Origin of the sequence: Kitasatospora mediocidica KCTC 9733 (assembly GCF_000744225.1) — a bacterium.
GTDB lineage: Bacteria > Actinomycetota > Actinomycetes > Streptomycetales > Streptomycetaceae > Kitasatospora > Kitasatospora mediocidica.
Genome location: NZ_JQLN01000007.1, coordinates 499781 through 524027, shown reverse-complemented (window position 1 = coordinate 524027; position 24247 = coordinate 499781). Strand labels below are relative to the sequence as shown.

Genomic DNA, 24247 nt, shown 5'->3' with positions numbered 1-24247 from the left:
GGACGGGCCCGGCGCGGCCCGTCCCACCTGTCTCTTCTCTATCCGACCATCGCGGCCAGGACGCTGCGCCAGTCCTCGCCCGGCCGCTCGCGCAGTGCGCCGGCCAGCGCGTCGGAACGGTAGTGCCAGGGGCGCAGCAGTTCGCCGTCGGCCTGCGCACCCAGCTGCACGGCGGAGGCGGAGCGCAGCAGCCGGGCCAGCTCAACGGCGAACTCCGGCCAGCCGACGTGCCCGGAGACGGCGTTGACGACGCCGCCGGCCGGCGCGTCCGCGCAGTGGATCACCGCGCGAGCCAGCGCCGCCGAGTGCACCCACGCGGCGCCGTACCAGTCGTGCGGGTGCGCGGCGGGGTCGGGCAGCGGCAACGGGCGGCCCACCAGCGCGGCCTGGTAGAGCGCGCCGGTCGAGCCCCAGCGGAGCTGGTCGCGCAGGCGCTGCTCCGGGCCCCAGACGATCGGCGCGCGGACGGCGCTCGCGCCGCCCCGCCCCCGCGCCCCGGCGGCCTCCCGCAGGATCCGCTCGCAGTCCAGCTTGCCCTGACCGTAGGCGGTGACGGGGAAGGCGGTGGGCGCGCCGTCCGCGACCTCGACGGCGGCCGGCCGGCCGTAGGCGTCCACGCTGCTGACGAAGACGAAGCTGCCGCGCCGCCAGCCGTCCACCAGGGCGCCCATCGCGGCGACGTCGACCTCGGGGGTGGTGAAGGTGCTGGCCGCGTGGATCACCGCGTCGACCCCCTCGACGGCCGCGCGCAGGCTGTCCAGGTCGCCGAGGTCTCCCTCGGCCACGTCGACGCCCTCCAGCGCCACCAGATGCGCCGACTCGGGCCGGGCCAGCGCCCGCACCGGGCGGCCCTGGGCCAGCAGTTGCGCCAGGACGGCCGCGCCGACGCCGCCGGTGGCGCCGGTGAGCAGGACGGTGCCCGCCCGGACGCCGCGAGCGGCCCGGCCGGCCCGTCGTGCGGCCGCCGCGCGCTGTTCGCCCTGCCGGGCGTCCAGCAGCGCGGCCACCGCGCGCGGAGTGCGCTGCTCCAGGATGTCGAGCCCGGTCAGCGGCAGGCCGGTGGCGGTGCGCAGCCGCTCGGCGAGTTGGACGGCGACCAGCGAGTGGCCGCCGAGGGCGAAGAAGTCGTCCTCGGGACCGGGCCGGGCGCTGAGCAGCTCACCGAAGGCGGTCCGCACGGCCGCCACCCGAGCGCCCTCGGCCGGCGGCCTCGGCGCCTTCGGCGGCTCGTTGCCGGGCAGCCGGGTGAGGTCCACGGCGCCGTCGGCGTCGCGCGGCAGGCGGTCCACCACGGTGACGGCCGCCGGGAGCCGGTCACCGGACAGGCGCGAGCGCAGCTGCCCGCGAAGCTCGGTGCCGCTCGGCGCCGCCGGTCCGGCCGGCACCGCGTAGGCCAGCGGCGGCAGGCCCGCGCGGAGCACCACCACCGCCTCGGCGATCCGCGGGTCGGCCAGCAGGGCCGCCTCGGCCGGGTGGACGTCCGCCGCCACCGGGCGCAGCGCCCGGCCCGGCAGCCGGCCGAGCCGCTGTCCGCCGTCCGCCGCGACCGCCGTGAGCAGCTCGGCGAAGGCGTCCAGCAGCTGTTCGGCGGTCTGCTCGTGCAGGGCGTCGGCGTCGTACTGCACCAGGCAGCGCGGTTGCGGGCCGTCCTCGACGAAGAGCCCGAGGTCGAACTTGGCCAGCCCGAGGTCGACGTCGACCGTCTCGGCCGCCAGGCCCGGCAGGTCCAGCGCGCCGGGCCGCTGGACCAGGTCGCAGGTGACCGAGAGCAGCGCGGTGCCGTCCGCGCCGCGGGCGTCCGGGCCCAGCCGCTCCACGACCAGGTCGAACGGCACCTCGTGCTGCGCCTGCGCGCCGAGCAGCGCGCCGCGCACCCGGCCGAGCAACTCGGTGAAGGCGGGGTCGGCGCCCAGGTCGGCCCGGATCGGCAGGGTGTTGACGCAGAGCCCCACCAGCCGGCGCAGCTCGGGCCGCGCGCGGTGGCCGCTGACGCAGCCCAGCGTCAGGTCCGTGCGTCCGGTCGCGCGGTGCAGGGTGGCGAAGGCGGCGGCCAGCACCACGGTGAACGGCGTGGCGCCCTGCCGGCGGCCCAACTGCCGCAGCCCGTCCAGGGTTTCGACGGAGAGCGGCACGCTGCGGGTGCCCGCCGTCCGGGTCCGGCGCCCGGTGGGTGCCAGGCGCGGGAGCGGCACCGGACGGGCCCCGGCCAGCCGGGCCGCCCAGTCGTCGACGGCGCGCGCGAGTTCGTCCGCCCTGGACCGCTCCCAGCGCGCGAAGTCGGCGTACTGCAGCGCCGGTTCGGGCAGCTCGGCGGGCCGGCCGGCCCGCGCGGCGGCGTAGAGGACGGCCAACTCCTCCAGCACCACCGGGAGCGAGCCGCCGTCGACGGCGATGTGGTGCAGGGTGAGCAGGACGGTGTGGTCCTGCGGGCCGTGCCGCAGCGCCACCGCGCGCAGCATCGGCCCGACGGTCAGGTCGAACGGGCGGGACGCCTCGGCCAGCAGCACGGCCGGCGTCTCGTCCGGCGTGGCGGCCAGCACCGGGACGGCGACCGGCGCGCGCTGTGCCACCTCCTGGAACGGCTCGTCGCCGCGCTGCCCGTAGCGGGTGCGCAGGATCCGGTGACGGTCGGTCAGCGCGCCGAGCGCCTCGGCCAGCGCGTCGGTGTCCAGCGGCCCGCGCAGCCGGGTGGCCACCGGCACGTTGTACAGCGCGCCGCCCTGGCCGAGCCGGTCCATCAGCCACATCCGCCGCTGGGCGTGCGAGAGCGGCGCCGGGCCGCTCCCGGCGCCGCGCGGGACGGCGGTCGGGCGGGCCGCGCCGGCGGCCCGCTGCCGGGCCAGCCGCAGCAGGTCGGCCTGCGCCGGTGCGTCGGGGCGGCTCATGCGCCCGCCTCGCCGTGCAGGGCCAGCAACGACCGCTCGACCAGGGCGGCCTGGCCGGCCACCGTCGGGTGGCTGAAGAAGTCCGCGAGGGACAGCTCCACGCCCAGGTCCTCGCGCAGGTCGTCGACCACCCACATGGCCATCAGCGAGTGCCCGCCCTCGGCCAGGAAGTCCGCGTCCGCCCGCTCGACCGGGCGGCCCAGCGCCCGGGCCCAGGCCTCGGCGACGGCCTCCTGGAGCGGGGTGAGCGCGACGGCGGGGACCTGCGGGCGCTCGCCCGGGGCCTGCGGGTCGAGCGCGGCGAGCGCGCGGCGGTCCACCTTGCCGACGTCGGTCAGCGGCAGCGCCGTCAGCACCGTCCAGGCGGTGGGCACCAGATGGGCCGGGAGCCGGTCGGCCAGGTGGGCGCGCAGGGCGGCGCCGGCGGGCCGGTGGCCCTCGGTGGGGACGACGAAGGCGGTGAGCTCGGCGTCGTCCTGCCCGGCCCGGCGCACCACGACGCAGGCCTCCGCGATCTCCGGGTGCAGGCGCAGGGCGTGCTCGATCTCGTCGGGCTCGATCCGGAAGCCGCGCACCTTGACCTGGTGGTCCGCCCGGCCGTGGAAGTCCAGCGTGCCGTCCGGCCGGGCGGTCACCAGGTCGCCGCTGCGGTACATCCGGCCGTGCCCTGGGATCTCGCGGAACCGGTCGGCGGTCAGCTCCGGCTGCCCCAGGTAGCCCAGCGCCAGCCGGGTGCCGCCGATCCAGAGCTCGCCGCGCGCGCCGGGCGCCACCGGCGCCTGCCGCTCGTCCAGCACGGCCGCGCTCGCCCCGCCGAACGGCCGTCCGATCGGCGGCGGACCCTCGCAGTCGGCCTCGCGCAGCCGGTGCAGGGTGGTGAAGGTGGTGGCCTCGGTCGGCCCGTAGGCGTTCAGCAGGTCGAGCCAGGGGAAGGCCCGCAGGACGGTCCTGGCGTGCTCGGCCGAGAGCGCCTCACCGCCGACGACCAGCGTCCGTAGCACCCCGAACAGCCGCGACTGTCGGACGGCCAGCTGATGGAAGAGCGCGGTGGTCAGGAACGTGGTGGTGACGCCGAACCGCTCGACGTCCCGGGCCAGTTCCTCCGGCGTCGGCCGGTCGGCGGGGGAGACCATCACGGCCGCGCCGCTCGCCAGCGGGGCCCAGACCTCGAAGGTGGAGGCGTCGAAGGTGGCGGGCGAGTGGTAGAGCATCCGGTCGCCCGGGCCCAGCGCCACCGCGTCCGGGGCCGTCACCAGCGCGGTGATGGCCCGGTGCGGCACCTCGACGCCCTTGGGCCTGCCGGTGGAGCCGGAGGTGTACAGCACCAGGGCGATCGCCTCGGGGGTGTCGATCGACGGGTGCGGCGCGCCGGTGGCGGCCTCGCCGGGCAGCGCGGTGTCGTCCAGGACCAGCGTGCGCTCCTGCGGGAGGCCGGCGCCGGCCAGCAGGGCCTTGTCGCCGAGCGTCAGCAGCACCCCGGCGTCCTCGATCATCGCGGCGGTGCGCGGACGCGGGTAGGCCGGGTCGAGCGGCACGCCGTGGCCGCCCGCCCACCAGATCGCGAGCTGGGCGACCACCAGGCGCGTGGAGCGGGCCGCGAGCAGGCCGACGGCGCTGCCCGGCCCTACCCCGCGAGCGGCCATCTCGGCGGCCAGGCCCGCTGCGGCGGAGCAGAGTTGACGATACGTCAGGACAGTACTGCCGTCCGAGACGGCCAGCGTGTGCGGGTGCTGCTCGGCATGCCGGGCGATCAGACCGGGCACGCCGGCCGGAGCGGTGGTGGTGGCAGGCATCGGGGATCCGTTCCTCGGCTCGCGGGCGGTCATGCGGTCACGCGCCGGGACTCGACCAGCTCGGCGAGGCTGCGCAGATCGGGCTGGCGGAGCAGCTGGGGAGCGCGCAGCCGTACGCCGCACTCCTCCTCCAGGGCCACCAGCAGGCGGGAGGCCGCGAGCGAGTTGCCGCCCACGTCGATGAAGTTGTCCAGCGGGCCGACCGCTCCGTGGCCGAGCAGCTCGCGGCAGAGCCGCAGCACCAGCTGCTCGGTCGGCGAACCGTCCTGCGCCGCAGGGGAGTCGGGCTGCTCGTCGGTCGCGAGCAGGGCGGCCCGGTCGACCTTGCCGTTGGCGTTCAGCGGGAAGGCCTCGGCCAGCCGGATCCGGGTCGGCACGGCCTGCTCGGGCAGCCAGCCGCGCAGCTGTTCCAACAGCTCTGCCCCGGAGGCCAGTTCGCCTGCGGACGCCGGCTGGACGAAGGCGACCAGCTGCGCCGCGCCGCCCGCGTCGTACCGGGCGGCCACCACGGCGCGCCGCACCCGCGGGTCGCGCTCGAAGGCCGCCTCGACCTCGGCGGGCTCGATCCGCACACCGCTGACCTTCACCTGGTCGTCCAGCCGGCCGTGGAACTCCAGGACCCCGTCGGGGCGCATCAGCACCCGGTCGCCCGTGCGGTAGACCCGGCCGACCTCCTCGCTGCCCTGCGGCGGCGCGACGAAGCGCCGGGCGGTGAGCTCCGCGTCCAGGTAGCCGAGCGCCAGGCAACCGCCGCCGATCCGCAGCTCGCCGGCCGTGCCGCGCGGCACCGGGCGGCCGTCCTCGTCGGTGACCAGGACGGTGGCGCCGGGCCGGGGCAGGCCGATCGGCGGCGCGTCCGTGCCGTCGGGCGCGGCGCCCGCGGGCATCGAGTGCACGGTCGTCACCACGGTGGCCTCGGCCGGGCCGTAGGCGTTGTGGACGGACGCGGTGACGTCCGGCGCGGGCCGCCGGCGCAGCCGGTCGCCGCCGACCACCAGGTGCCGCAGCGCCAGCCCGCCCGGCCAGGGCAGGCTGAGCACCGGTTCGGCCAGCGGGGTGGGCAGGTTGCCGACGGTGATGCCGGCCCGCTGCCACCAGCCGGTGAGCGCGCTCGGGTCCCAGCGCACCTCCTCGGGGGCGACGACCAGCGCGGCGCCGCTGGTGAGGGTCGCCCAGAGCTCCATCAGGTGCGGGTCGAAGGCGGCGCCGATCATCAGGCTGTGCCGGTCGCCCGGGCCCAGGCCGGTCAGTTCCTGGTACCAGTGCAGCAGTTCGCCGAGCGAGGCCTCGCCGACCGCCACCGCCTTGGGTGTGCCGGTGGAGCCCGAGGTCATCACCGCGTAGTAGGTGCCCTCCGGTGCGCCGAGCGCCGCCTCCCGCACGGGGGCGAAGGAGGCGACCAGCCCCTCGACGGGCAGCGGCAGCGCCTGGCGCTCGGCGTCGGCGTACTCGGGCGGCAGCAGAGCCGGGTCGCCGACCAGGCAGCCCAGCCGCAGGCTCTGCGCCACCGTGCGCAGCCGCTGCTCACCCGGGCGCGGGCCGAGCGGCAGGTAGACGGCGCCGCGCCGGGCCACCGCCAGGGCGACGGCGACCAGCGCCACCGAGTGGTCCAGGCAGACGCCGACCAGGTCGCCGGGGCGCACCCGGTCACCGAGTGCCCCGGCCACCGCGCCCGCCAGCGCGTCCAGTTCGGCGTAGCTCCAGCTGCGGTCGCCGTCCAGCAGGGCGGGCGCGTCGGGGGTGCGGCGCACCCGGTCGAGGTAGCGGTCCAGCACGACGGCGTCCCGGTGCGGCGCGCCGTGCACGATGCTGAGGTCAGAGTTGGTCATGGTCTCGCCTTCGAGTCGTGGTGGTGGTCAGCACAGGCCCATGGCCCGCGCGATGATCACCTTCTGGACCTCGGAGGTCCCCTCGATGATCGTCATCATCCGGACGTAGCGGTACAGGAACTCCAGCGGATGCCCGCGCACCCAGCCGGTGGCGCCGTGCACCTGCAACGCGCGGTCCACCACCCGCACCGCGGTCTCGGAGGCGGTCAGCTTGGCGAGGGCCGCGTTCTCCGGCGCCTCGGTGCCGTCGTCCACCAGCCGGGCGCAGGCCAGCGTGAGCAGCTTGGACGCCTCCAGCTCGGCCCGGCTGCTCACCAGCAGCTCCTGGACGTGCTGGTAGGTGCCGATCCGGTTCCCGAAGGCCTCGCGCTCCCTGGCGTACTCCACGCCCAGGCGCAGCGCGTGCTCCGCGATCCCGTTGCACATCGCCGCCACGATCAGGCGTCCGCGCGAAAGGCTGTCCACGGCCAGCGCCATGGCCGCCCCGACGCCATCCTCGCCGCCGATCACCGCGTCCGTCGACACCCGGACCTGGTCGAGCAGCAGCTCGAACAGCGGCTCGCCGGACATGCCCTCGTAGCGCTGGCCGATCCGCAGGCCGGGCTGGTCCATCGGCAGCACGAAGGCGGTCGCGCCGCCGGTGGTGCCCGCGCCCTGGTCGGTCGCGGTGACCACCAGCGCGAAGTCGGCCCGGTCGGCGTTGCTGACGAAGGTCTTGCGGCCGCTGATCACCCAACTGTCGCCGTCCCGGCGGGCGGTGGTGGTCAGCCGGAAGGCGTCCGAGCCGGCGTGCGGCTCGGTCAGTGCCAGGCAGCGCACCGCCTCGCCGCGCACCAGCGGCAGCAGGTAGCGCTCGACCTGCTCGGGCGTCCCGTTGCGCAGCAGCGGACTGGGCCCGTCGGAGCCCGCCAGCGCGTACGGCGCCAGCACGCAGCCGCTGCGCCCGGCCGCGTGGTGCAGCAGGACGACGGCGCTGAACGGCATGCCGGAGCCGCCGAGTTCCTCGGCGTAGTCGCCGGCGTAGAAGCCGAGCGCGGCCGAACGCTTGCGCACGTAGGTGCGCAGGTCGTCCGGCGGCAGGTCGCCGGCCTCGGGGAGCTCGGCGGCCAGCGGCACCACCTCGCGGCGGATGAAGCTCTCGAAGGCGTCGACCAGTTCGCGGTGGCCGTCCTCCAGGACGGCGGAGGGGGCCGAGCTCACTTGGTCTCTCCCATCAGGGCCTTGGCCTGGTCGGCCAGCACGGGGTTGGCGAACAGGGCGCGCAGCGGCGGGCGGTGGCCGAGCCTCGGCTCAAGCCAGGCGGCCAACTGGGCGGCCAGCAGCGAGTGTCCGCCGACCTCGAAGAAGTGCGAGTCGGCGGTGAAGCGGCCGTGGCCGAGCACCGCGCGCCAGGCCTCGGCCACCAGCGCGAGACCCGGGTCCGCGAAGGACTGCTCCGACTCCTCCGCCAACTCTGCGTCAGCAGCTGGCAGTTCGGCCAGTGCGCGAGTCAGCGCGGCGCGGTCGGGCTTGCCGCCGGGCAGCGTCGGCATGCTCTCCAGCGCCACCCAGCTGCCGGGGACGAGCGCGCCGGGCAGGCGCCGCGCCAGGGCGGCGTGCAGCGCGGCGCCGTCGGGCTGCTCGGCGCCCTCCAGGAAGCCGACCAGCCGGGGCGTGTCGGCGCTCTCCCGGTCCAGCACCACCGCACAGGAACGGCCGCCCAGTTCGGCGGAGGCGGCGGCCTCGATCTCCTCCAGCTCGATCCGGTAGCCGCGCAGCTTGACCTGGTTGTCCTGGCGGCCCAGGAACCAGAGCCGGCCCCGCAGGTCGCGGTAGCCGCGGTCGCCGGTGCGGTACACCCGCTCGCCGCCCAGCGCGGCGGGCATCACGAAGCGGTCCGCGGTCGTCTGCGGCAGACCGAGGTAGCCCTCCGCCAGCGCGGGACCGGCGACCGCCAACTCGCCCACCCCGCCGGCCGGCAGCGGACGGGCGCCGTCGTCCAGCACGTGGATCCGGGTGCCGGGCAGTTCGGTGCCGAGCGGGATCTCGGCGCCGTCCGCCAGGTCGGCGGCGGTGATCTCGTGCACGGTGGAGGTGACGGTGGCCTCGGTGACGCCGTAGGCGTTCAGCAGTGTCGCGTCGGTGTCCTCGGCCAGGCCCGCCAGCGCCTGCGCGGGCAGCCGCTCGCCGCCCAGCACCAGCAGTCGCGGCGACCAGCGTCCGTCCCGCAGCGCCTGGCGCAACTCCTCACGCACGGCCAGGAAGTAGCTGGTCGGCAGGTTGGCGACGGTGACCGCGCGGGCGGCCAGTACCGCGACCAGTTCGGGCCCGGTCGGCACCTCGCGCTGCGGCAGGACGAGCGCGGCGCCGGCGGCCAGCGCCGGTAGCACCTCCTCCAGCGCCACGTCGAAGGACGGCCGGGCGAAGAGCAGCACCCGGTCCTCGGGGCCGAGTTCGTAGCGCCGGACGATCGCGCCGAGGTAGCCGGCCAGCGCGGCCCGGCCCACCAGCACCGGCTTGGGCACCCCGGTCGAGCCGGAGGTGTGGATCACGTACGCGGCGCCGTCCAGCACCGCCGCGGGCTCGGCCTTCGGGAAGGCCGGACCGTCCAGCAGCGCGGGCGTGCGGCCCTCGGCGGGCAGCGCCAACGCGCTCTGCCGGGTGGCCAGGACCAGGGCGGGCTCCAGCCGGTCCAGCAGCAGGCCGAGCCGGGCGGCCGGGTCCTCGGCGGAGAGCGGCGCGTAGACCGCGCCGGTGCGCAGGCAGGCCAGCAGCGCGACCACGCTCTCCACGCCGCGCGGCAGCACGGTGGCGACCGGCTGTCCGGCGCTCACCCCGGCGGCGCGCAGCCGTTCGGCCAGCTCGGAGACGCGCCGGTCCAGGTCGCCGAAGGTCAGCCGCCCGCTGCCGGCCAACACGGCCGGCCGGGACGGGTCGTGGGCGGCGGCCGGGTCGAGCAGGGCGAGGTCGGGGGCCATGTCGTGCGGCGCGGTGTCCACCGTGGCGGCGGTGCCGAGCGCGGCGAGCGGGAGCCGGGGGTCGTCCAGGTAGCCGCGCAGCAGGTCCACCAGCCGCTCGGCCAGCAGCGCGGCGACCTCCTCGCCGAACAGGTCGGCGTCGTAGTCCCAGACCAGCGTCATCCCGGCGGCGCCGTGCCGCGGCCCGACCACCCGGCGGTCGTCGGGGATCAGCACCAGGTCCAGGTCGAACCGGGTGGTGCCGGTGTTGAAGCCCTCGAAGAGCGAGATCTCCAGGCCCGGCGCCTCGACCTCGGGCAGCGCCGCGTCGTGGGCGCTGAACATCACGTTGAACAGCGGGTTGTCCGCGCCGCTGGTGTGCAGGCCCAGCGCCCGGGTCAACTCCTGGACCGGCACCTCCTGGTGGGGCAGCGCGCGCAGCAGCGTGTCGGTGACCTCGTCCACCGCGTCCAGCCCGGGCGCGGCCGGATCGAGCCGCAGCCGCAGCGGCAGGGTGTTGACGAACATCCCGACGGTGCCCTCGAAGCCGACCGGGCGGTTGCCCACCGCGGTGCCCACCACCAGCTCGTGGTGGCCGCTGTGCCGGCGCAGCAGCTCGGCGAAGAGCGCGAGCAGCGTGCTGAACGGGGTGTGCCCGTCGGTGCGGCTGCGGGTGCGCAGCCGCTCGGCGAGGTCGGCGCCGATCGCCTGGCGCAGCTGCCCGCCGCGGTGGCGGCGCACCGCGCCCGGGCGGTTCAGCCCGGGGAGCGTCACCTCGCGCGGCGCGTCGTCCAACTGCGCGTGCCAGTAGGCGAGGCTCTGCTCGCGCGTCAGGTCGCGCGCCTCGTCGGCGGCGGCGCTCGCGTGCTCCTGGTAGGAGCGGGCGGGCTCCAGGACGACCGGCTCGCCCAGCACCCGGGCGCGGTAGACGGTGAAGACGTCGCGCAGCAGGATGGCGAAGGAGTGACCGTCGTGGATCAGGTGGTGCTCGACGTGGATCAGGCGGTGGTGCTCGTCGCCCATCGTGACCAGGTGCCAGCGCAGCAGCGGCGCCTGCGCGGTGTCGAGCGGCTCCTCGGCCTCGGCGCGCAGCAGGTGCCGGAAGGCGGCCTCCGGGTCGGCCTCGCCGGACAGGTCGCTGTCGCGCAGCCGCGGTTCGACGCGGTCGCGGACCCGCTGGCCCGGCAAGCCGCCGGGCTGGGCGACCAACTCCATTCGCAGGCCCGGGTGGTGGTCGAGCGCTGCGGCCAGGCCGGCCCGCAGGGCCGGCTCGTCCAGCGGGCCCCACAGGTCGAGCGTCGCGGTGAAGTTGTAGGCGCGGCTGCCGGGCAGCATCTGCTCGTGCAGCCAGACGATCTCCTGCGAGGAGGAGAGAGCGAACATGGATGGTTCCCTTCGCTTGTGGCGGGTGTGCTGCGGCCGCGCCGGGCCCGGTGGGGCCGGACGGCCGCGGTGGATCCCCCGTGGGTCCGGTGGCTCAGGAGGCGCTGCGGGCGCCGGGCCCGGGATCGCCGGGCCGGGCGCCGAGGTGATGGCGCAGGGTGGTCAGCAGGGCTTCGAAGGCGGCCCGGGCGGCGTCGTCGTCCGGGCACTGCTCGCGGTCCCAGGCGAGGCGGACCAGCAGGTCGTCGCCGTGCGAGGCGGAGACGGCGAACGGCGCGCCGATCGGGCGTCCGGTCAGATGGGTCTCCCGGCCGGGCGTTCCGCCGAGCACCAGCGGCGGGCGCCGGTGCAGGTCCTCGAAGGTCAGCAGGCCGTCCAGGGTGCCCGGCCAACTCGCCCCGGCCGAGCGGGCGGCGTGCACCACCTCGTCGAACGGCGTGTCCGCGTGGTCCAGGTCGTCCCACCAGCAGGCGCTGAGCTCGGTGAGGTCCGCCGGAGCGGCGGTGGCCGGATGGACCAGGGTGTTGAGGAAGCAGCCCAGGGCCTGCGGCGCGGCGGGCGGGCGGCCGCCCCACGGGTAGCCGAGCGCGAGCGGGCGCTCCGATCCGAACAGGTCGACCGCGGCCGCCGACACGCCGTCCAGCAGCGCGGGGAAGACGGCGCCGCGCGCGGCGCCGGTGGCGGCGGGCAGCCGGTGGGTCAGCATGCCGGTGGGCGGCGGTAGTTCGGTGGCCGCGGGGCGCACCCGGTCGGTGTCGGCGAGGGCGCCGAGCCGGGCGGCCCAGTGCGCGAAGGCGGCGGGGGAGGAGGCGGCGGCCTCGGCGGCGAGCTGGAGCTCGACGGCCTCACGGTAGGCCGCGACGGCGGCGGCGGACTCCCGCGGGTCCGGCGCGGCGGACGGATCCTCCCGGTAGAGCCGGCTGAGGTCCGCGGTGACCAGGCCGAGCGACTGCTCGTCGCAGGCGGTGTGGTCCAGCGCGAGAGCCAGTAACTCCTCACCGTCCTGGCCGGGTTGGCGGGCCAGCAGGAGGCGCAGCGGCGGCCCCTCGGGTAACCAGCCGAGCAGCGCCTGGCGCAGCGCGTCCTCGGCTCTCCCGCCCGGGGCCACCGCGACCTCCCGGACCTCGGCCGACGGCTCGCCGAGCCGCAGCGCCGGGGTGCCGCGCAGCGTGGTCAGGCTGCCGCGCAGGGCCGGGTGAAGCTCGGCCAGCCGGGTGGCGGCGCGGCGCAGCCGGGCCGGGTCCACCGTGCCGCGCGGGAAGGCGAAGAAGAGCGGCACGATGGCCGGGCGCCCCTGCGGGTCCAGCCGGCGGGAGAGCAGGAAGCGGCGCTGGGCGCCGGTCAGCGGGACGAGCTCGGCGCGCTGGGCGGCGACGGATCGGTAGCGGGCGAGGTAGGCGGCGGTGATGCTGGCGGGGGTGGGGCTGGCGGCCACGGCTGGAGTCTCCGCTTCTTCGGTTCGTGGGTGGACGGCGGGGCGCGGCGCGGCGCGGCGCGCGGGGCGGGCCCGGGCTCAGCGGGCGGCGACGGCTTCCCCGGCCTCGGGGGCGTCCCCGGCGGGTACGGGTGACTCGGCGGTCGGCATCTCGCGCATGGCGCGCAGCGGTGAAAGCAGCAGTGGCAACGGCACCGCGAGCATGCCCGCGGCACAGAGCCACAGCGCGGCGCGCGGCCCGGCCGCCGCCGCGACGGCGCCGCCGGCCAGCGCGCCCAGCGGCATCGTGCCCCACACCAGGAACCGCATGGTGGCGTTCATCCGGCCCAGCAGCACGGGCGGGCAGAGCAGTTGGCGGAAGCTGACCTGGGCGACGTTGTAGACCACCGCGCCGAAGAAGACGACCGCCGAACCGGCCGCGAACAGCACCGCCCCCGCGCTGCCGTGGGACAGCGGCCAGAGCAGCGCGAACGGCGCCGTGGCCGCGACCGAGAGCCAGATGATCCTGGCCTGGCCGAACCGCCGGGCCAGCGCCCCAGCGCACAGCGCGCCGCTCAGCCCGCCGACGGCCGAGGCCGACAGCAGCAGACCGATGGCGGCGGGCGAGAGGCCCAGCACCCGGACCCAGAAGACGGTCTGCACGGACATCAGCAGGGCGGCGAAGAAGTTGGACGAGGCGGTCGCCGCCGCGATCACCCGCAGCAGCGGCTGACGCGCGACGAACGCGACGCCCTCGCCGATCTCGGCGCGCAGCGAGCGGCCCGGCAGCGCCTCGGGGCGTGGCTCGTGGGTGCGGATGCCGAGCACCAGCAGGGCCGAGAGGAGATAGCCCACCGCGTCGGCGACCATGGCCGCCGGCGCCCCGAGCAGCTGGACCAGCACACCGCCGAGCCCCGGCCCGGCGACCTGGGCGGACGAGCGGACCACCTCCAGCGCCCCGTTCCCCGCCACCAGCTGCTCGCGCGGCAGCAGCTGCGGCACGAAGGACTGGTGCGCGACCTCGAAGAACACCGTGGCCAGGCCGGTGACCAGGGCCACCAGGTAGAGCTGGGCCATCGTCAGCACCCCGGCGACGGCGGCCACCGGGACCGAGCCGACCGCCAGCCCGCGCACCACGTCGGCGCGCACCAGCACCGGCAGGCGCCGCATCCGGTCCACCCAGGCGCCCGCGGGCAGTCCCACCAGCAGAAACGCGGCGGTCTCGGCCGCGGTGAGCAGGCCGACCTGGAAGGGTGCGGCATCCAGCCTGACGACCGCGACCAGCGGCAGGGCGACCAGGGTCACCTGGCTGCCCAGCTGGCTCGCGGCGGCCCCGGAGAGCAGGAAGCGGAAGTCGCGATGGCGTAGGAGCGCGCCTTCGACGAGGCGCTGGATGGCGTTCATTTGTGTGACTGTCGGTCAAAAGTCCTACGTCAGGCAACCAATGAGAACGATTCCGGACTTCTCCCCGACCGGCGGCCCGATTCGGCCACCCGGGCCGGTTCGTGAGCATGATCATGTCGGGTTGATCTGCGGATCGCCCGGAAACGCAAGGGCCGCCTGGCCTGCCGACCGGTCGGTCAGTGCCGCCCGGCTCGTCCGGTTTGCGGGGGTGGTCACACCGTCGATCGGACGCCAGTCTTCAAATATGGCCGGATTGCGTGGGAATTGTTGATTATTCATCTCTATTTTGCACGTGTGTGATAGCCGCCGTTCGCCTTCGGGCCGCCTGCGGATGTGCGGAAGTTCCCTTCCGGACACGGGAGTCGGGCGGCCGGAACCCGACCCTCCGCAGTGCGGCCACCGAACACCCATGCCAGATAAGGCAGTTGATGATCATTCAGATATGACTACACACCGTCAACTCACACGAACGTGGTCCCGCTGCAGGCTCCGCCAGGTTCCCGCCCGCACCGGCCCGCTTCCCGAAGGGGCAATCCAGCGCTGCCTGTTGGAGCAGCATCACGGCCCCGCCCGTTTACGACGCCAGACATTGCGCACCTACGCGCACACGATCAAGGTCCCGCTCTGGCATCGTGAGCAGGATCGTCCACACACAAGGAGCTGTGTGAACTCGCCCTTCGCCGACCCCGCGTTCGAGGGTGCGATCCGGGCCGCCGCCGAGGCGGACGGGGTGCAGCGGTTCGTCGTGGCGGCCGTGATCGCCGACGGGGAGCGGGTGCTGTTCCTGTGGCGTCCGGCTGACCTTCGCGGTCACGGTCACCCGGACCGGGCCGGTCGTCCTCACCGAGCACGACGCGCACGCGTGGGCCGGGCCCGACGAGATCCCCGCCGTCAGCGACGCCGTACGGGGACTCGTCGCCCGCTGATCACGCCTCAGGGGGAGTCATGAGGAGTCACGAGGAGGCCGGGGCCGCCTCGTCCGTCGACGGCTCCTGCGGGCGGCCGCCGCGCCGGACGGCGGCGAGGCTGGCGGACATCACGCAGGCGATGCCGAACATCTGAGCGATCGTCAGGTGCTGGTGCAGCAGGACGAATCCGATCAGCGTCGCGACGGCCGGCTCGAAGCTCAGCAGGGTGCCGAAGGCCGCCGTGGTGAGCTTGCGCAGCGCCACCATCTCCAGGACGTACGGCAGCACGGGCAGCAGCACGGCCGCGGCCGCCGCCCCCAGCAGGATCTTCGGGGTGAGCGCCGACAGCGCGTGCGGCAGACCCAGCGGGGCTGCGCAGAGCGCGGCGACGGTGACCGAGATCGCCAGCCCGTCGACGCCGCTGAACCGGTCACCGACCCGCTGGGTGAAGACCACGTAGCCCCCGAGCGCCGCGCCGGCGGCCGTCCCGAACGCCAGGCCGACCAGGTTCAGCGAGCTGTTCCAGGGCTGGGTGAGGATGAGGACGCCGCTGAGCGCCAGCACCGGCCAGATCACGTCGGCGCGCCGCCGCAGCCCGGCGACCGCCACCGCCAGCGGGCCCAGGAACTCCAGCGAACTCGCGACACCGAGCGGGATCCGGTCGATGGCCTGGAAGTAGCAGAGCGTCATCACCGCGCTGACCATGCCCAGCGCGGCCGCGAACAGCAGGTCGGTACGGCTGCGCCCGCGCAGCCGGGGGCGGGCCCAGACGAGCAGCATCACCGCGGCGAACGCCAGGCGCAGCGAGGCGGTCGCGGCCGGGCCGATGGTGGGGAACATCCAGGTGGAGACCGCGGCACCGGACTGGACGCTCACCATCGCGGCGACCGCGAGTCCGGCGGCGCCGTAGGTACCGAAGTTGAGCGATCGGGGACGGGCGGTGGTGAGGGTCGTCATGGCGTGCGTCCGCTCTTCTGCAGCAGGGAGCGCGCGTGGCCCGTCGGGGCGCTACGCGCGCGGGGGGCGCCCCGGCCCGGCGTGTCGGCGCCACGGGACGGACGGGGGCGAGGCTGTCCGGTGGTGGTCACACGGATGAGGGCGCGCGGAGGCGACCGTCCGGTGATCGCTCCGCGACACAGAGTCTGGTCCAGATCTTCGTGCTCGTACATACTTACCCGGTGGCAACGACCTGCCGCGTCTAGTTGTGGACAGACCGGCGCGGCACGAGAGATGACGGAGACGAGGGTGGGCACGGACTTAGAGCACAGCCTCCCGATCTACCGGCTCGCCCGGGCTCAGCAGGACTGGACGCCGGAGCAGGCCTCCACCGTCGTCGGCGCGCCCGAGGCGGACGTGCGCAAGGCGGTCGACCTGCTGCTCGGGGCCGGACTGCTCAACGCCTCGCCGGCCACCAGCAGCGGTTTCATTCCCTCGGCGCCCGCCGCCGCGCTCAGCAAGCTGCTGGCGGCCGAGCTGGACGACCTCGACCAGCGGCGCGACCGGCTGACCTTCCTCCAGGCGGTGGTGCCCTCGATCATCGGCGAGTTGCTCACCGAGCAGGACCGGCCCGGCGGTTCGGTGCACACCGAGTTGATCGTGGGGGAGGCGAGCGTCGCCGCCGCTCTGCAGGACGCCGCCGCCGAGGCGCGCACGGACGTGCTGAGCATGTATCCGGGCCCGAACACGCCCGCCCGCCAGCTGGTTGAGCGGCGCTCGCGGGTGGCCGAGGTGCTCGGGCGCGGCGTCGCCGTCCGCACCATCCACCTCGCCGCCGCCACCCGGGGCGCCGCCCTGGCCCACGAGCTCGGCGCGCTGGGTGAGTTGGGCGCCGAGGTTCGCACCGCGCACACCGTTCCGCTCCAACTCGTGGTGGTGGACGACGTGCTGGCCTGCACGCCGGTGGACACCCCGGACGGCGGGAGCGCCGCGCTGGTCACCCGCGGTCCGGCACTGACCGGGGTGTTCCGCCGGCTCTTCGAGCACTGCTGGGCCTCCGCCTCCCCGCTGGTCCACGAGCGGGTCGATCCCCGCGAGGGGCTGCGGCCGACCGACCAGCAGCGCTCGGTGCTCCAGATGATGGCCGCCGGGCTCAAGGACGAGGCGATCGCGCGGGAGCACGGTGTCTCGGTGCGCACCCTGCGCAGGTCCCAGTGCGCGTTGATGGACAAACTGGGCGCGGACACCCGCTTCCAGATGGGCCTGAAGGCCCAGGCTCTTGGCTGGCTGGACTGAGAGCGCGCCGTCAGGGGCAGTCGGACCGCACGGTGACGGCGTGCAGGTCCAGGTCGCCCTGTGAGGTCATCCGCACGTTTCCCAGGCGCGCCGAGTACCCGGCGGTCGCCCACTCCTGCCAGAGCGGGACGTGCGGCATGTCCTGCGCCAGCAGTCGTTCGGCGGCCCGGTAGCGGGCCGTGGCGACGGCCTCGTCCGGCGCCGCGTCCGCCGCTGCCAGCAGGGCGTCGAACTCGGGCCGGGCGTAGCCGGTGTCGTTGAACGGGCCGTCCGAGTGGAAGAGCGGTCGCAGGAAGTTCTCCAGCGCCGGGTAGTCGGCCGCCCAGTCGGCCCGGAAGATCCCGGTGACCGTGCGGTTCTCGACCGCGTCGTAGTAGTCCCGGACCCGGTCGTACAGGACGAGCGAGCAGTCGAGGCCGAGCACCCGCCCGACGCCCTCGCTCAGCGCGCCGAGCCACCCCCGGGCACTCGCCGGGGAGTGGAACTCCAGCGTCCCGTCGAAGCCGGAGCGGTCCAGGTGCTCCCTGGCCGCGACCGGGTCGAAGGTGCAGTACCGGCCGGCCTGGCCCGGCAGGCGGCCGCCGACGCCCTCGACCGACCAGCCGTCGGCGGGCCGCTGGCCCCCGCCGAGCGCCCGGGCGATGATCTCGGGGCGGTCGATCGCCAGCGACACGGCCTTGCGCAGGTCCGGGTCGTCGTAGCCGGGCAGGTAGCTCGGGAAGGCCAGCGCCTGCAACATCAGGCCGGGCCGGCCGACCACCCGCCCGGCCAGCTCGCGGACACCGCGCCGGTCGGCGACGGCGTCCTGCGGCAGGGCGTCCAGGTAGTCCAACTCGCCCGCCAGCAGGGCCTGGTAGGCGCTGTCGCGGTCCGGGTAGTGGAGCAGGAGCAGGCTGCCGGGGCCCGGCCGGTCCACTCCCCGGTAGTCCTCGAAGGCGGTGAGCAGGTGCCCGGCGCCAGCTTCGGCGCGGACGAGGCGGTAGCGCCCGTTGCCGACCGGACGGCGCAGGTAGCGCGCGCGGTCCGCGAAGAACACGTCGGGCAGCGGGAGGAAGGCCGGTGAGCCGAGCAGCGTCGGGAAGATCGAGAACGGCTCGGCGAGCGTCACCTCGAACCGGTGGTCGTCCAGCACCCGCAGGCCGGCCAGCCGGTCGGTGCTCGGCGGCCGGCCGTCGGGGTGTACCTCGGGGTGCACCTCGGCGTAGCCGAGGATCTTCTCGAACGCGGCGGCGTTCGCCTGCTCGTTGGGCCCGTACGCGGTGTGGTTCCAGGCCTGCACGAAGTGCCGGGCCAGCACCGGCGTGCCGTCGTGGAACGTCCACCCCGGCTTCAGGGTGATCGTGAAGACGGTGGAGTCGGCCGTCACGATCGAGGAGGCCATCGCGTGGTACGCGGCCGCGTCCTCGCTGCGGTAGCCCACCAGGCCGGTGAAGAGCAGGCCGACGATCCGCCCGCCGCAGTGCTCGGCGGTGTCGCCCGGGACCAGCGGGCGCACCGGCGGGTGGTCGTAGTTGTAGAGCCGGATCAGCGGTTCGCCGGGCACGCTCAAGCCCCGTCCCCCGTGCCGACCGGCACCGCGCTGACCGTGAAGTCCAGGTACGTCGCCATGATCGCCTCGGTCAGCTCCGCGGCGCTGGAGGCGCGGAACCGGAACCGCCCGCCGACGTGCTCGTAGCCGTGCGCCACCGGCAGGATGTCGCCGGGCGCGAGCAGCGCCTCCGCGTAGGGGCCGGGCGTGCGGTCGGTCATCGACCGGACGGCGGTGATCCGGCAGGGCCGCTCGGCGGGCGCGGGCAGCAGCAGCCACCCGGCGATGTCCTCGGTGTCCCAGTCCACGCCGCCGGTCGGCGCCACGCCCAGCTGGATGTGGAACGCCGCCTCCATGAGGTCGTAGCCGTGCACCTCGCGCCACAGGAACGGCGTCTCGGACCCGCCGACCCGGCCGCCGACCTCCAGGAACGAGCAGGTGGTGCCCGACTCGCTCTGTTCCAGGAAGAGTTCCAGGTGGAAGGGCGTGGGCTGGTCGGTGAGCGCGCGCATGAACTGCTCGGTGCTGTCCCCGATGATCCGGTGCAGCTCCGGGTCGCCCTGCTCCACCGAGCCCAGGAAGGTGCCCTGCGCGAAGTCGAAGCAGCTGTTGAGGTAGCGCGAGCCGCGCCAGACCACCAGCTTCTCACCGTCGAACACGCCGTCCACGTGGCACACCGGGTGCGGGTTGCGCACCTGCACCATCATCGGCCAGCGGTCGAAGTCGACCTCCGCCAGCTCCTGCGGGCCGCTCACCCGGACCACCCCGGCGCTGCCGCTGCCCGACCGCGGCTTCACCATGAGGTCCCAGCCGTGCTCGGCCGCGAACGCGACGACCTCCGCCGCGCTCGACACCGCGGCGAACGCGGGCGCCGGAAGTCCCGCGGCGGCGATCCGGCCGACCATGACGACCTTGTCCCGGAAGACCGGCACCTCCTGCGGGCGCTGGCCGGGGAGTCCCAGTTCGGTCCGCAGCAGGGCGGCGTTCTCCAGGTCCTCCTCCTTGAGGGTGATCAACCGGTCCGGCCGGCCGTGCCGTTCGGCCAGCCCGAGCACCGCCGCGCGCAGCTGCGCCAGGTCCTCGATGTTCTCCAGCGTCACGATCTCGGCGGCCCCCTCGGGCACCGAGGCGCGCCCGGCGGGGCTGGTGACGTAGCTGACGGTGCATCGGGTGTGGTCGATGTATCGGGCGTAGTCGGCGTAGTGGTCCTTCCAGCGGTTCATCACGATGACGTGGGTCATCCCGTGCCGGCCTGGTCTGCTCATGTCCACCCAACTCCTGTCCACGAAGGCCTAGTAGTGCAGGACCGATCCGGTGTGGACCTTGTCCATGCAGCGGAATCCGATGACGGCGCTGGAGTCCGCCGGAATCATCCGGGCGTGCGCGCCCGCGTAGCCGTCCGGTTGGTAGAAGATGCCCCAGAGCGTCTGCCAGGGCTGCTCGGTGCCGGTCGCCGGATCGACCATCCACTCGGTCTGCGGCACCACGCGCTCCTGGACGACGCAGCCCGCCGCCGCGCCGGCCGTCAGGGCGGACCACCAGTCGTCGGCGCCGGTCTCCCAGCCCGCGACCACCCCGTGGCCGCCGAAGAGGTTGTTCGGCTTGAGGATCAGCCGGTCCCGGTCCTCCCGCAACCGCTCGACCAGGGCGGTGTCCTGGAGTGCGGCGACGCCCTGAAGGGAACGGGTCCAGGGCAGCGCCCGTTCGATGACGCGATGCTCCTCGGCCGAGAAGCCGTGCCGGTAGCGCGGGTCGGAGAGCAGGGCCATGCAGCCCTTCTCGCCGAAGAGGTTGCTCTGCAGCGTGTGCCAGAGCACCACCTGTCCGGCCTCGTGGGCGCGGAACACCGGCTCCACCAGCTCCAGGTTGCGCGGGTCCTCCAGCAGCTGGTCGGTGTCGAAGGCGCGCCAGACCAGGTCGATCGGGAGCTCGCCCAGGAACAGCCTGCCGTCCTTCTCCCGCAGGTCGGTGAGCTCGCCCAGGTGGAAGTCCAGGCCCAGCCCGCGCATGACTCCGTGCATGGTGTGCCAGATGCCGCCGAAGGTGTCCAGCCCGCCGGGCGCCTCGATCAGCGCGACCACCGGCTCCCGGCCGCCGGCCACGGGGGCGGCCGCCGCCTTGACGGTGCGTACCGTCTCGCGTCCGGTGTGGACGTAGCCGAGGCCGTGCTCGCGCGCGAACGCGCCGAAGGCGTCGACCTCCAGCAGCGCCCGCGGCACCTCGCCGGCCCAGCACCAGCCGCCCAGGTCGCTGCCGATGCCGAACTCCAGCAGCTTGAAGCCGGTGCCGTCGTGGTAGGCGTCGGCCCGGCCGAAGTGGACCGGGGTCTCCCGGGCGTGCCGGCGCATCAGCTCGGCGCGCGCGCCGTGTACCCCAACGGTCTCCATGAAGCGGTCGAGGTCGCCGTCGAAGAGCCGCTCGGGCAGCGTGGTGAGCATGCCCACCAGCCGCATCAGGTCGTCGGCGAAGCCGCGGATCTGCTCCTGCGCGACGAAGACCGGGCGCGGCGGGTAGGGGCGCTTCCAGGTCGGAATCCCCGGGTCGGCCTCCACCGCGCGCATCACGTCGACCAGGGTGTTCCCCGGCACGTGGCACGCGGCGTTGTAGGCCCTGGTCACGTCGTTCGTCATGGTTCGTTCCCCCTTACGGAAAGCCCTGCAAGAAGCCGGTCAGATGTCCAGGACCAGGTCGGTCATCGGCCGGGAGACGCACATCAGCACCTCGCCCTCCTGCGGATCGACCTCCGGTGCGACGTCGTAGCTGACCGTGCCGTGCTTGATCCGGACGCTGCACGTACCGCAGACGCCGCCCCAGCACAGCGAGTCGACCCTGACGCCGTGGTGCCCGGCGAAGTGCAGCAGCGCGCTGAACGAGGGGTCCCAGCGGTGCCGGCTCCCCGAGCGCGCGAACCGGACCTGGAGGTCGGCCACCTCGCCGAGCGCGTCCAGCTCGTCGAAACCGGCGACCGTCGTGCGGCGCAGAGTCGTCGGCGACAGCCCCTCGCACGCCGACGCCTCGGAGCCCAGTGCGGTGAACCCCAGCGCGGTGAACCACGGGTGCGCCGGGCCTGGTTCAACCCGCAGCTCGGTGATCTGCTCGCCCTTGAGCAGCCGCAGGACTCCCGCCACCAGCAGCCGGCCGACCCCCAGCCGCTGCCAGGACGGCTCGACCACCAGGTTGACCAGGGTGGCGGCGCCGGCGTCCGAACGGCTGACGCCGGCGCAGGCGATCACCTCGCCGGCGTGCTCGACCACCCAGAAGTCCCCGGCCGCGTCGGCGTAGAACTCGGCCGGGTGCTGCGGCAGCACGCCGCTGAGCATGAACGGCCTTGACAGCTCGTACAGTTGGCCGGCCTGCTCGACCCGGCCGGGACGGATCGTCAGCTCCAGGAGCTCCGCCCCGCCCCGGCTGAAGATGACCTCCGACCCCGCCTGCCCGGTCATCGGCCGGCCACCGGGTCAAGCTGGGCCACCAGCAGCCGGTAGCGGTCCATGACCTCCAGCGCGGCACGCCGCACCGTCGCGTGGTCGGCCCCGCGCAGCCGGAACCGGCCGCCGATGTGCTCGTAGCCGCCGGAGCCGTCGAGGACCGCGCCGATCTCGGGCAGCACCTCGGCGTACACCTCCGCGACCGCGTCGAGCATCGAGGTGCGGGCCAGCACCCGGCTGGGATAGGGCTGCGGTTCGGGGACGGCGACCCAGCCGCCGCTGCCGGACAGCTCCTCGGCGGCCCGCTGCGCAGGGAGGCCGACGGTCGCCCGGAACGCCTCGGCGTACAGGTCGATGCCGAACAGGTCCCGGTGCAGGAACGGCACGTCGGCGCCGCCCGGCCGGAGGCCGACCTCCAGGAACACCAGCTCGCCGCAAGGGGTTTCGAAGAGTTCCAGGTGGAACGGTCCGGTCTCCAGGCCGAGCGCGTCCAGGGCCGCGGCGGCGAAGGCGGTGACGGTGTCCAGCCGCTCACCGCGGTCCAGCAGCACCGAGCCCAGCGGTGTGCCGGTGGTGAAGTCCAGGCAGGTGTTGAGGTAGGCCGACGCGCTGACGAACTGGAACGCGCCCTCCCGCCGGATCCCGTCCACGTGCAGGACCTCGCCCTCGACGTACTCCTCGCACTCGTACCCGGCCGGCCCCGGTGCCGCCAGCCCGGCCAACGCCGTTGCCAGCGCGACCTGTTCGGTGACGCGGACGACGCCGCGCGCCGACCAGCCGGCCCGCGGCTTGAGGACGAGCGGCAGCCCGATCTCCGCGACCAGCGAAGCGGCGGTGCTGGACGCGTCCAGCCGGCAGAACCGCGGCACCCGGACGCCGGCCGCGCCGACCAGGTCCTTCATCCGCGCCTTGTCCCGGAACGGTGTCACGAACTCCGGTGTCCAGCCCGGGACTCCGAGCTCCGCGCGCAGCTGTGCGGTGCTCAGCACGTCGTACTCCGAGGGCCCCACGACGGCGTCGAAGCCGCCGTGCAGCTCGGCGAGCCGGCGGGCCACCGGCAGCACGGTCCCCAGGTCGAGGTCGGGCACCACGACCAGGGCCGTCGCGCCCTCGGCGTCCAGGACCGGCAGGCCGCAGGCGAGCGTGATGTACGACAGCCGGCAGCTGCCCGGCTCCACGAACCGGTGGTACTCGCCGAACTCGTCGTCGAACCGGTTGATGACCAGGTAGTGCGGGATCCCGCGGCTAGACAAAGTGCACCTCGTCCCTCATGGCGTGCCAACGTGTCAGGGCCTGTTCGTACGACTCGGCCTGGAACACGGCGTGGCCCAGGAAGCACCGGAAGTCCTCCGGCGGCGGGATCCGCTCACCCGGCGGGACGTAGAGCTCGACCTCCAGGGTGTCCCGGTCGGCCCGCAGCTCTCCCAGGCCCTCGACCGCGGAGTAGGCGGTGAGCTCCGGCGGCGCGGTGAAGCAGGCGGTGCCGACGAAGGTGGCGCTCGGCGTGGAGAAGGCCGCCACGTCCTGCGGGCGCAGGCCGGTGTAGGCGGCCAGCATGATCCTGGCCTGCGAGGTCCCGGTGACCAACTCCACGAGGTACGGGATGCGGTGGCCGGCCAGCCGGGCGCCGATCTCGATCAGCACCGGCTCACCGGCCGGCAGCCGCAGTTCGCAGTGGAACGGTCCCAGGGTCAGGCCGAGCGCCGTGCAGACACCGTCCACGTAGGCGTCGACCGCCGCCCGGGTCCGCGGGTCCATCGTGCGGGGGAGCACCTGGCCGAGCTCGACGAAGTAGGGCTCGGGGCCGAGCATCTTGGTGGTCACGGCCAGCACGACGGCCCGGCCGTCCTCGACGTAGCCCTCCACACTGATCTCCGGGCCGTCCAGGTACTCCTCCAGCAGCACCGGGCCGTCCAGGCCCCGGCCGAAGTCGGTGCGGGTGTCGGTCCGCAGCCGCCGGTAGGCCGCGCGCAGCCCGTCGGGCGAGTCGACCCGGCTGACGTGCACGCTGCCCGCCGACTCGGCCGGCTTGAGCACGGCCGGAAACCCGACCAGCTCGGCGGCGGCGGCCAGTTCACCCTCGCCCGACACCTCGGCGTAGCGCGGGATCCGCAGCCCGGCCGCGCCGACGAGCTCGCGCATCGCCGTCTTGTGGCGCAGGCCGCGCGCGGAGCCGGCCGGCAGACCGGGCAGGCCCAGCCGCTCGGCCAGCCGCGCCACGGTGTCCACGTAGAACTCGAACCCGGGGACGATCCCCTGGAACGGGCGCCCGCGATGCAGTGCGGCGACCGCCTCGGCCAACGCGTCCTCGTCGTTGGTGTCCACCACGACCAGCTGGTCCAGGTGCTCGCGCACCTGGTCCGGCAGCCGTCGGTCGCCGCGGTCGGCGGACGCGACCACGACCTCGAAGCCGAGTGCGCGGGCCTCCTGCGGCAGGCCGGCCCCCGACGAACTGGGCTCGACGATCAGGATCCGGGCGCCCCGGGCGGGCAGGTGCTCTGGCATCG

General features: G+C 74.9%; 15 protein-coding genes. 1 reads left to right on the top strand and 14 read right to left on the bottom strand.

Annotated elements, in window-relative coordinates:
• Positions 1–38: 38 nt before the first annotated feature.
• From BS80_RS32700 to BS80_RS32665, 8 genes are all read right to left on the bottom strand, one after another.
• A complete protein-coding gene (locus BS80_RS32700; protein WP_035804924.1) occupies positions 39–2885 on the bottom strand; it encodes a condensation domain-containing protein in 2847 nt (948 codons plus the stop codon).
• On the bottom strand, positions 2882–4678 hold the full coding sequence (locus BS80_RS32695) for a non-ribosomal peptide synthetase (RefSeq protein ID WP_232246740.1): 1797 nt from the start codon (positions 4676–4678) through the stop codon (positions 2882–2884). Before BS80_RS32695 ends, BS80_RS32700 begins: the two co-directional genes overlap by 4 nt.
• 29 nt (positions 4679–4707) lie before the next feature.
• Positions 4708–6507 carry a non-ribosomal peptide synthetase gene (locus tag BS80_RS32690; protein WP_051967512.1) on the bottom strand — a complete coding sequence of 600 codons (1800 nt, stop codon included), beginning with the start codon at positions 6505–6507 and terminating at the stop codon, positions 4708–4710.
• A gap of 27 nt (positions 6508–6534) precedes the next feature.
• Positions 6535–7707, bottom strand: coding sequence for an acyl-CoA dehydrogenase family protein (locus BS80_RS32685; RefSeq protein WP_035804920.1), 1173 nt, complete (start codon positions 7705–7707; stop codon positions 6535–6537).
• The gene (locus tag BS80_RS32680; protein ID WP_035804918.1) at positions 7704–10826 is read right to left on the bottom strand and encodes a non-ribosomal peptide synthetase; all 3123 of its coding nucleotides are present in this window, start codon (positions 10824–10826) and stop codon (positions 7704–7706) included. The genes BS80_RS32685 and BS80_RS32680 overlap by 4 nt, the downstream gene beginning before the upstream one ends.
• A 94-nt stretch (positions 10827–10920) precedes the next feature.
• Positions 10921–12261 (bottom strand): hypothetical protein, encoded by a 1341-nt coding sequence (locus BS80_RS32675; RefSeq protein WP_051967511.1) that lies wholly within the window; start codon positions 12259–12261, stop codon positions 10921–10923.
• 78 nt (positions 12262–12339) lie between these two features.
• Positions 12340–13644 carry an MFS transporter gene (locus BS80_RS32670; RefSeq protein ID WP_035804916.1) on the bottom strand — a complete coding sequence of 435 codons (1305 nt, stop codon included), beginning with the start codon at positions 13642–13644 and terminating at the stop codon, positions 12340–12342.
• 953 nt (positions 13645–14597) lie between these two features.
• Positions 14598–15509, bottom strand: a complete 912-nt coding sequence (locus BS80_RS32665; protein ID WP_063772135.1) for an EamA family transporter — start codon at positions 15507–15509, stop codon at positions 14598–14600.
• A gap of 288 nt (positions 15510–15797) precedes the next feature.
• Here BS80_RS32665 and BS80_RS32660 point away from each other — a divergent pair, with 288 nt between their 5' ends.
• On the top strand, positions 15798–16784 hold the full coding sequence (locus BS80_RS32660; RefSeq protein ID WP_051967510.1) for a helix-turn-helix transcriptional regulator: 987 nt from the start codon (positions 15798–15800) through the stop codon (positions 16782–16784).
• A 10-nt stretch (positions 16785–16794) separates the two neighbouring features.
• Here the strand turns inward: BS80_RS32660 and BS80_RS32655 are convergent, their stop codons facing one another.
• The 6 genes from BS80_RS32655 to BS80_RS32630 are packed head-to-tail and all read right to left on the bottom strand — an operon-like array spanning position 16795 to position 24245.
• The gene (locus BS80_RS32655; RefSeq protein ID WP_051967509.1) at positions 16795–18327 is read right to left on the bottom strand and encodes a peptide ABC transporter substrate-binding protein; all 1533 of its coding nucleotides are present in this window, start codon (positions 18325–18327) and stop codon (positions 16795–16797) included.
• Between the two features lie 2 nt (positions 18328–18329).
• Positions 18330–19577: an ATP-grasp domain-containing protein gene (locus BS80_RS32650; protein WP_035804914.1), complete on the bottom strand. Its 1248-nt coding sequence runs from the start codon at positions 19575–19577 to the stop codon at positions 18330–18332.
• Between the two features lie 27 nt (positions 19578–19604).
• Complete coding sequence (locus tag BS80_RS32645; RefSeq protein ID WP_051967507.1) at positions 19605–20942, bottom strand: hypothetical protein; 1338 nt, start codon at positions 20940–20942, stop codon at positions 19605–19607.
• A 39-nt stretch (positions 20943–20981) separates the two neighbouring features.
• Positions 20982–21755, bottom strand: coding sequence for a GNAT family N-acetyltransferase (locus BS80_RS32640; protein WP_035804911.1), 774 nt, complete (start codon positions 21753–21755; stop codon positions 20982–20984).
• Complete coding sequence (locus BS80_RS32635) at positions 21752–22993, bottom strand: ATP-grasp domain-containing protein (protein ID WP_051967506.1); 1242 nt, start codon at positions 22991–22993, stop codon at positions 21752–21754. Before BS80_RS32635 ends, BS80_RS32640 begins: the two co-directional genes overlap by 4 nt.
• Positions 22986–24245 (bottom strand): ATP-grasp domain-containing protein, encoded by a 1260-nt coding sequence (locus BS80_RS32630; protein ID WP_157536733.1) that lies wholly within the window; start codon positions 24243–24245, stop codon positions 22986–22988. The genes BS80_RS32635 and BS80_RS32630 overlap by 8 nt, the downstream gene beginning before the upstream one ends.
• Positions 24246–24247 lie beyond the last annotated feature (2 nt).

Coding starts and splice junctions, on each gene's coding strand:
- BS80_RS32700 (WP_035804924.1), bottom strand. CDS start 2,885: ATGAGCCGCCCCGACGCACCGGCGCAGGCCGACCTGCTGCGGCTGGCC.
- BS80_RS32695 (WP_232246740.1), bottom strand. CDS start 4,678: ATGCCTGCCACCACCACCGCTCCGGCCGGCGTGCCCGGTCTGATCGCC.
- BS80_RS32690 (WP_051967512.1), bottom strand. CDS start 6,507: ATGACCAACTCTGACCTCAGCATCGTGCACGGCGCGCCGCACCGGGAC.
- BS80_RS32680 (WP_035804918.1), bottom strand. CDS start 10,826: ATGTTCGCTCTCTCCTCCTCGCAGGAGATCGTCTGGCTGCACGAGCAG.
- BS80_RS32670 (WP_035804916.1), bottom strand. CDS start 13,644: ATGAACGCCATCCAGCGCCTCGTCGAAGGCGCGCTCCTACGCCATCGC.
- BS80_RS32665 (WP_063772135.1), bottom strand. CDS start 15,509: ATGACGACCCTCACCACCGCCCGTCCCCGATCGCTCAACTTCGGTACC.
- BS80_RS32650 (WP_035804914.1), bottom strand. CDS start 19,577: ATGAGCAGACCAGGCCGGCACGGGATGACCCACGTCATCGTGATGAAC.
- BS80_RS32645 (WP_051967507.1), bottom strand. CDS start 20,942: ATGACGAACGACGTGACCAGGGCCTACAACGCCGCGTGCCACGTGCCG.
- BS80_RS32640 (WP_035804911.1), bottom strand. CDS start 21,755: ATGACCGGGCAGGCGGGGTCGGAGGTCATCTTCAGCCGGGGCGGGGCG.
- BS80_RS32630 (WP_157536733.1), bottom strand. CDS start 24,245: ATGCCAGAGCACCTGCCCGCCCGGGGCGCCCGGATCCTGATCGTCGAG.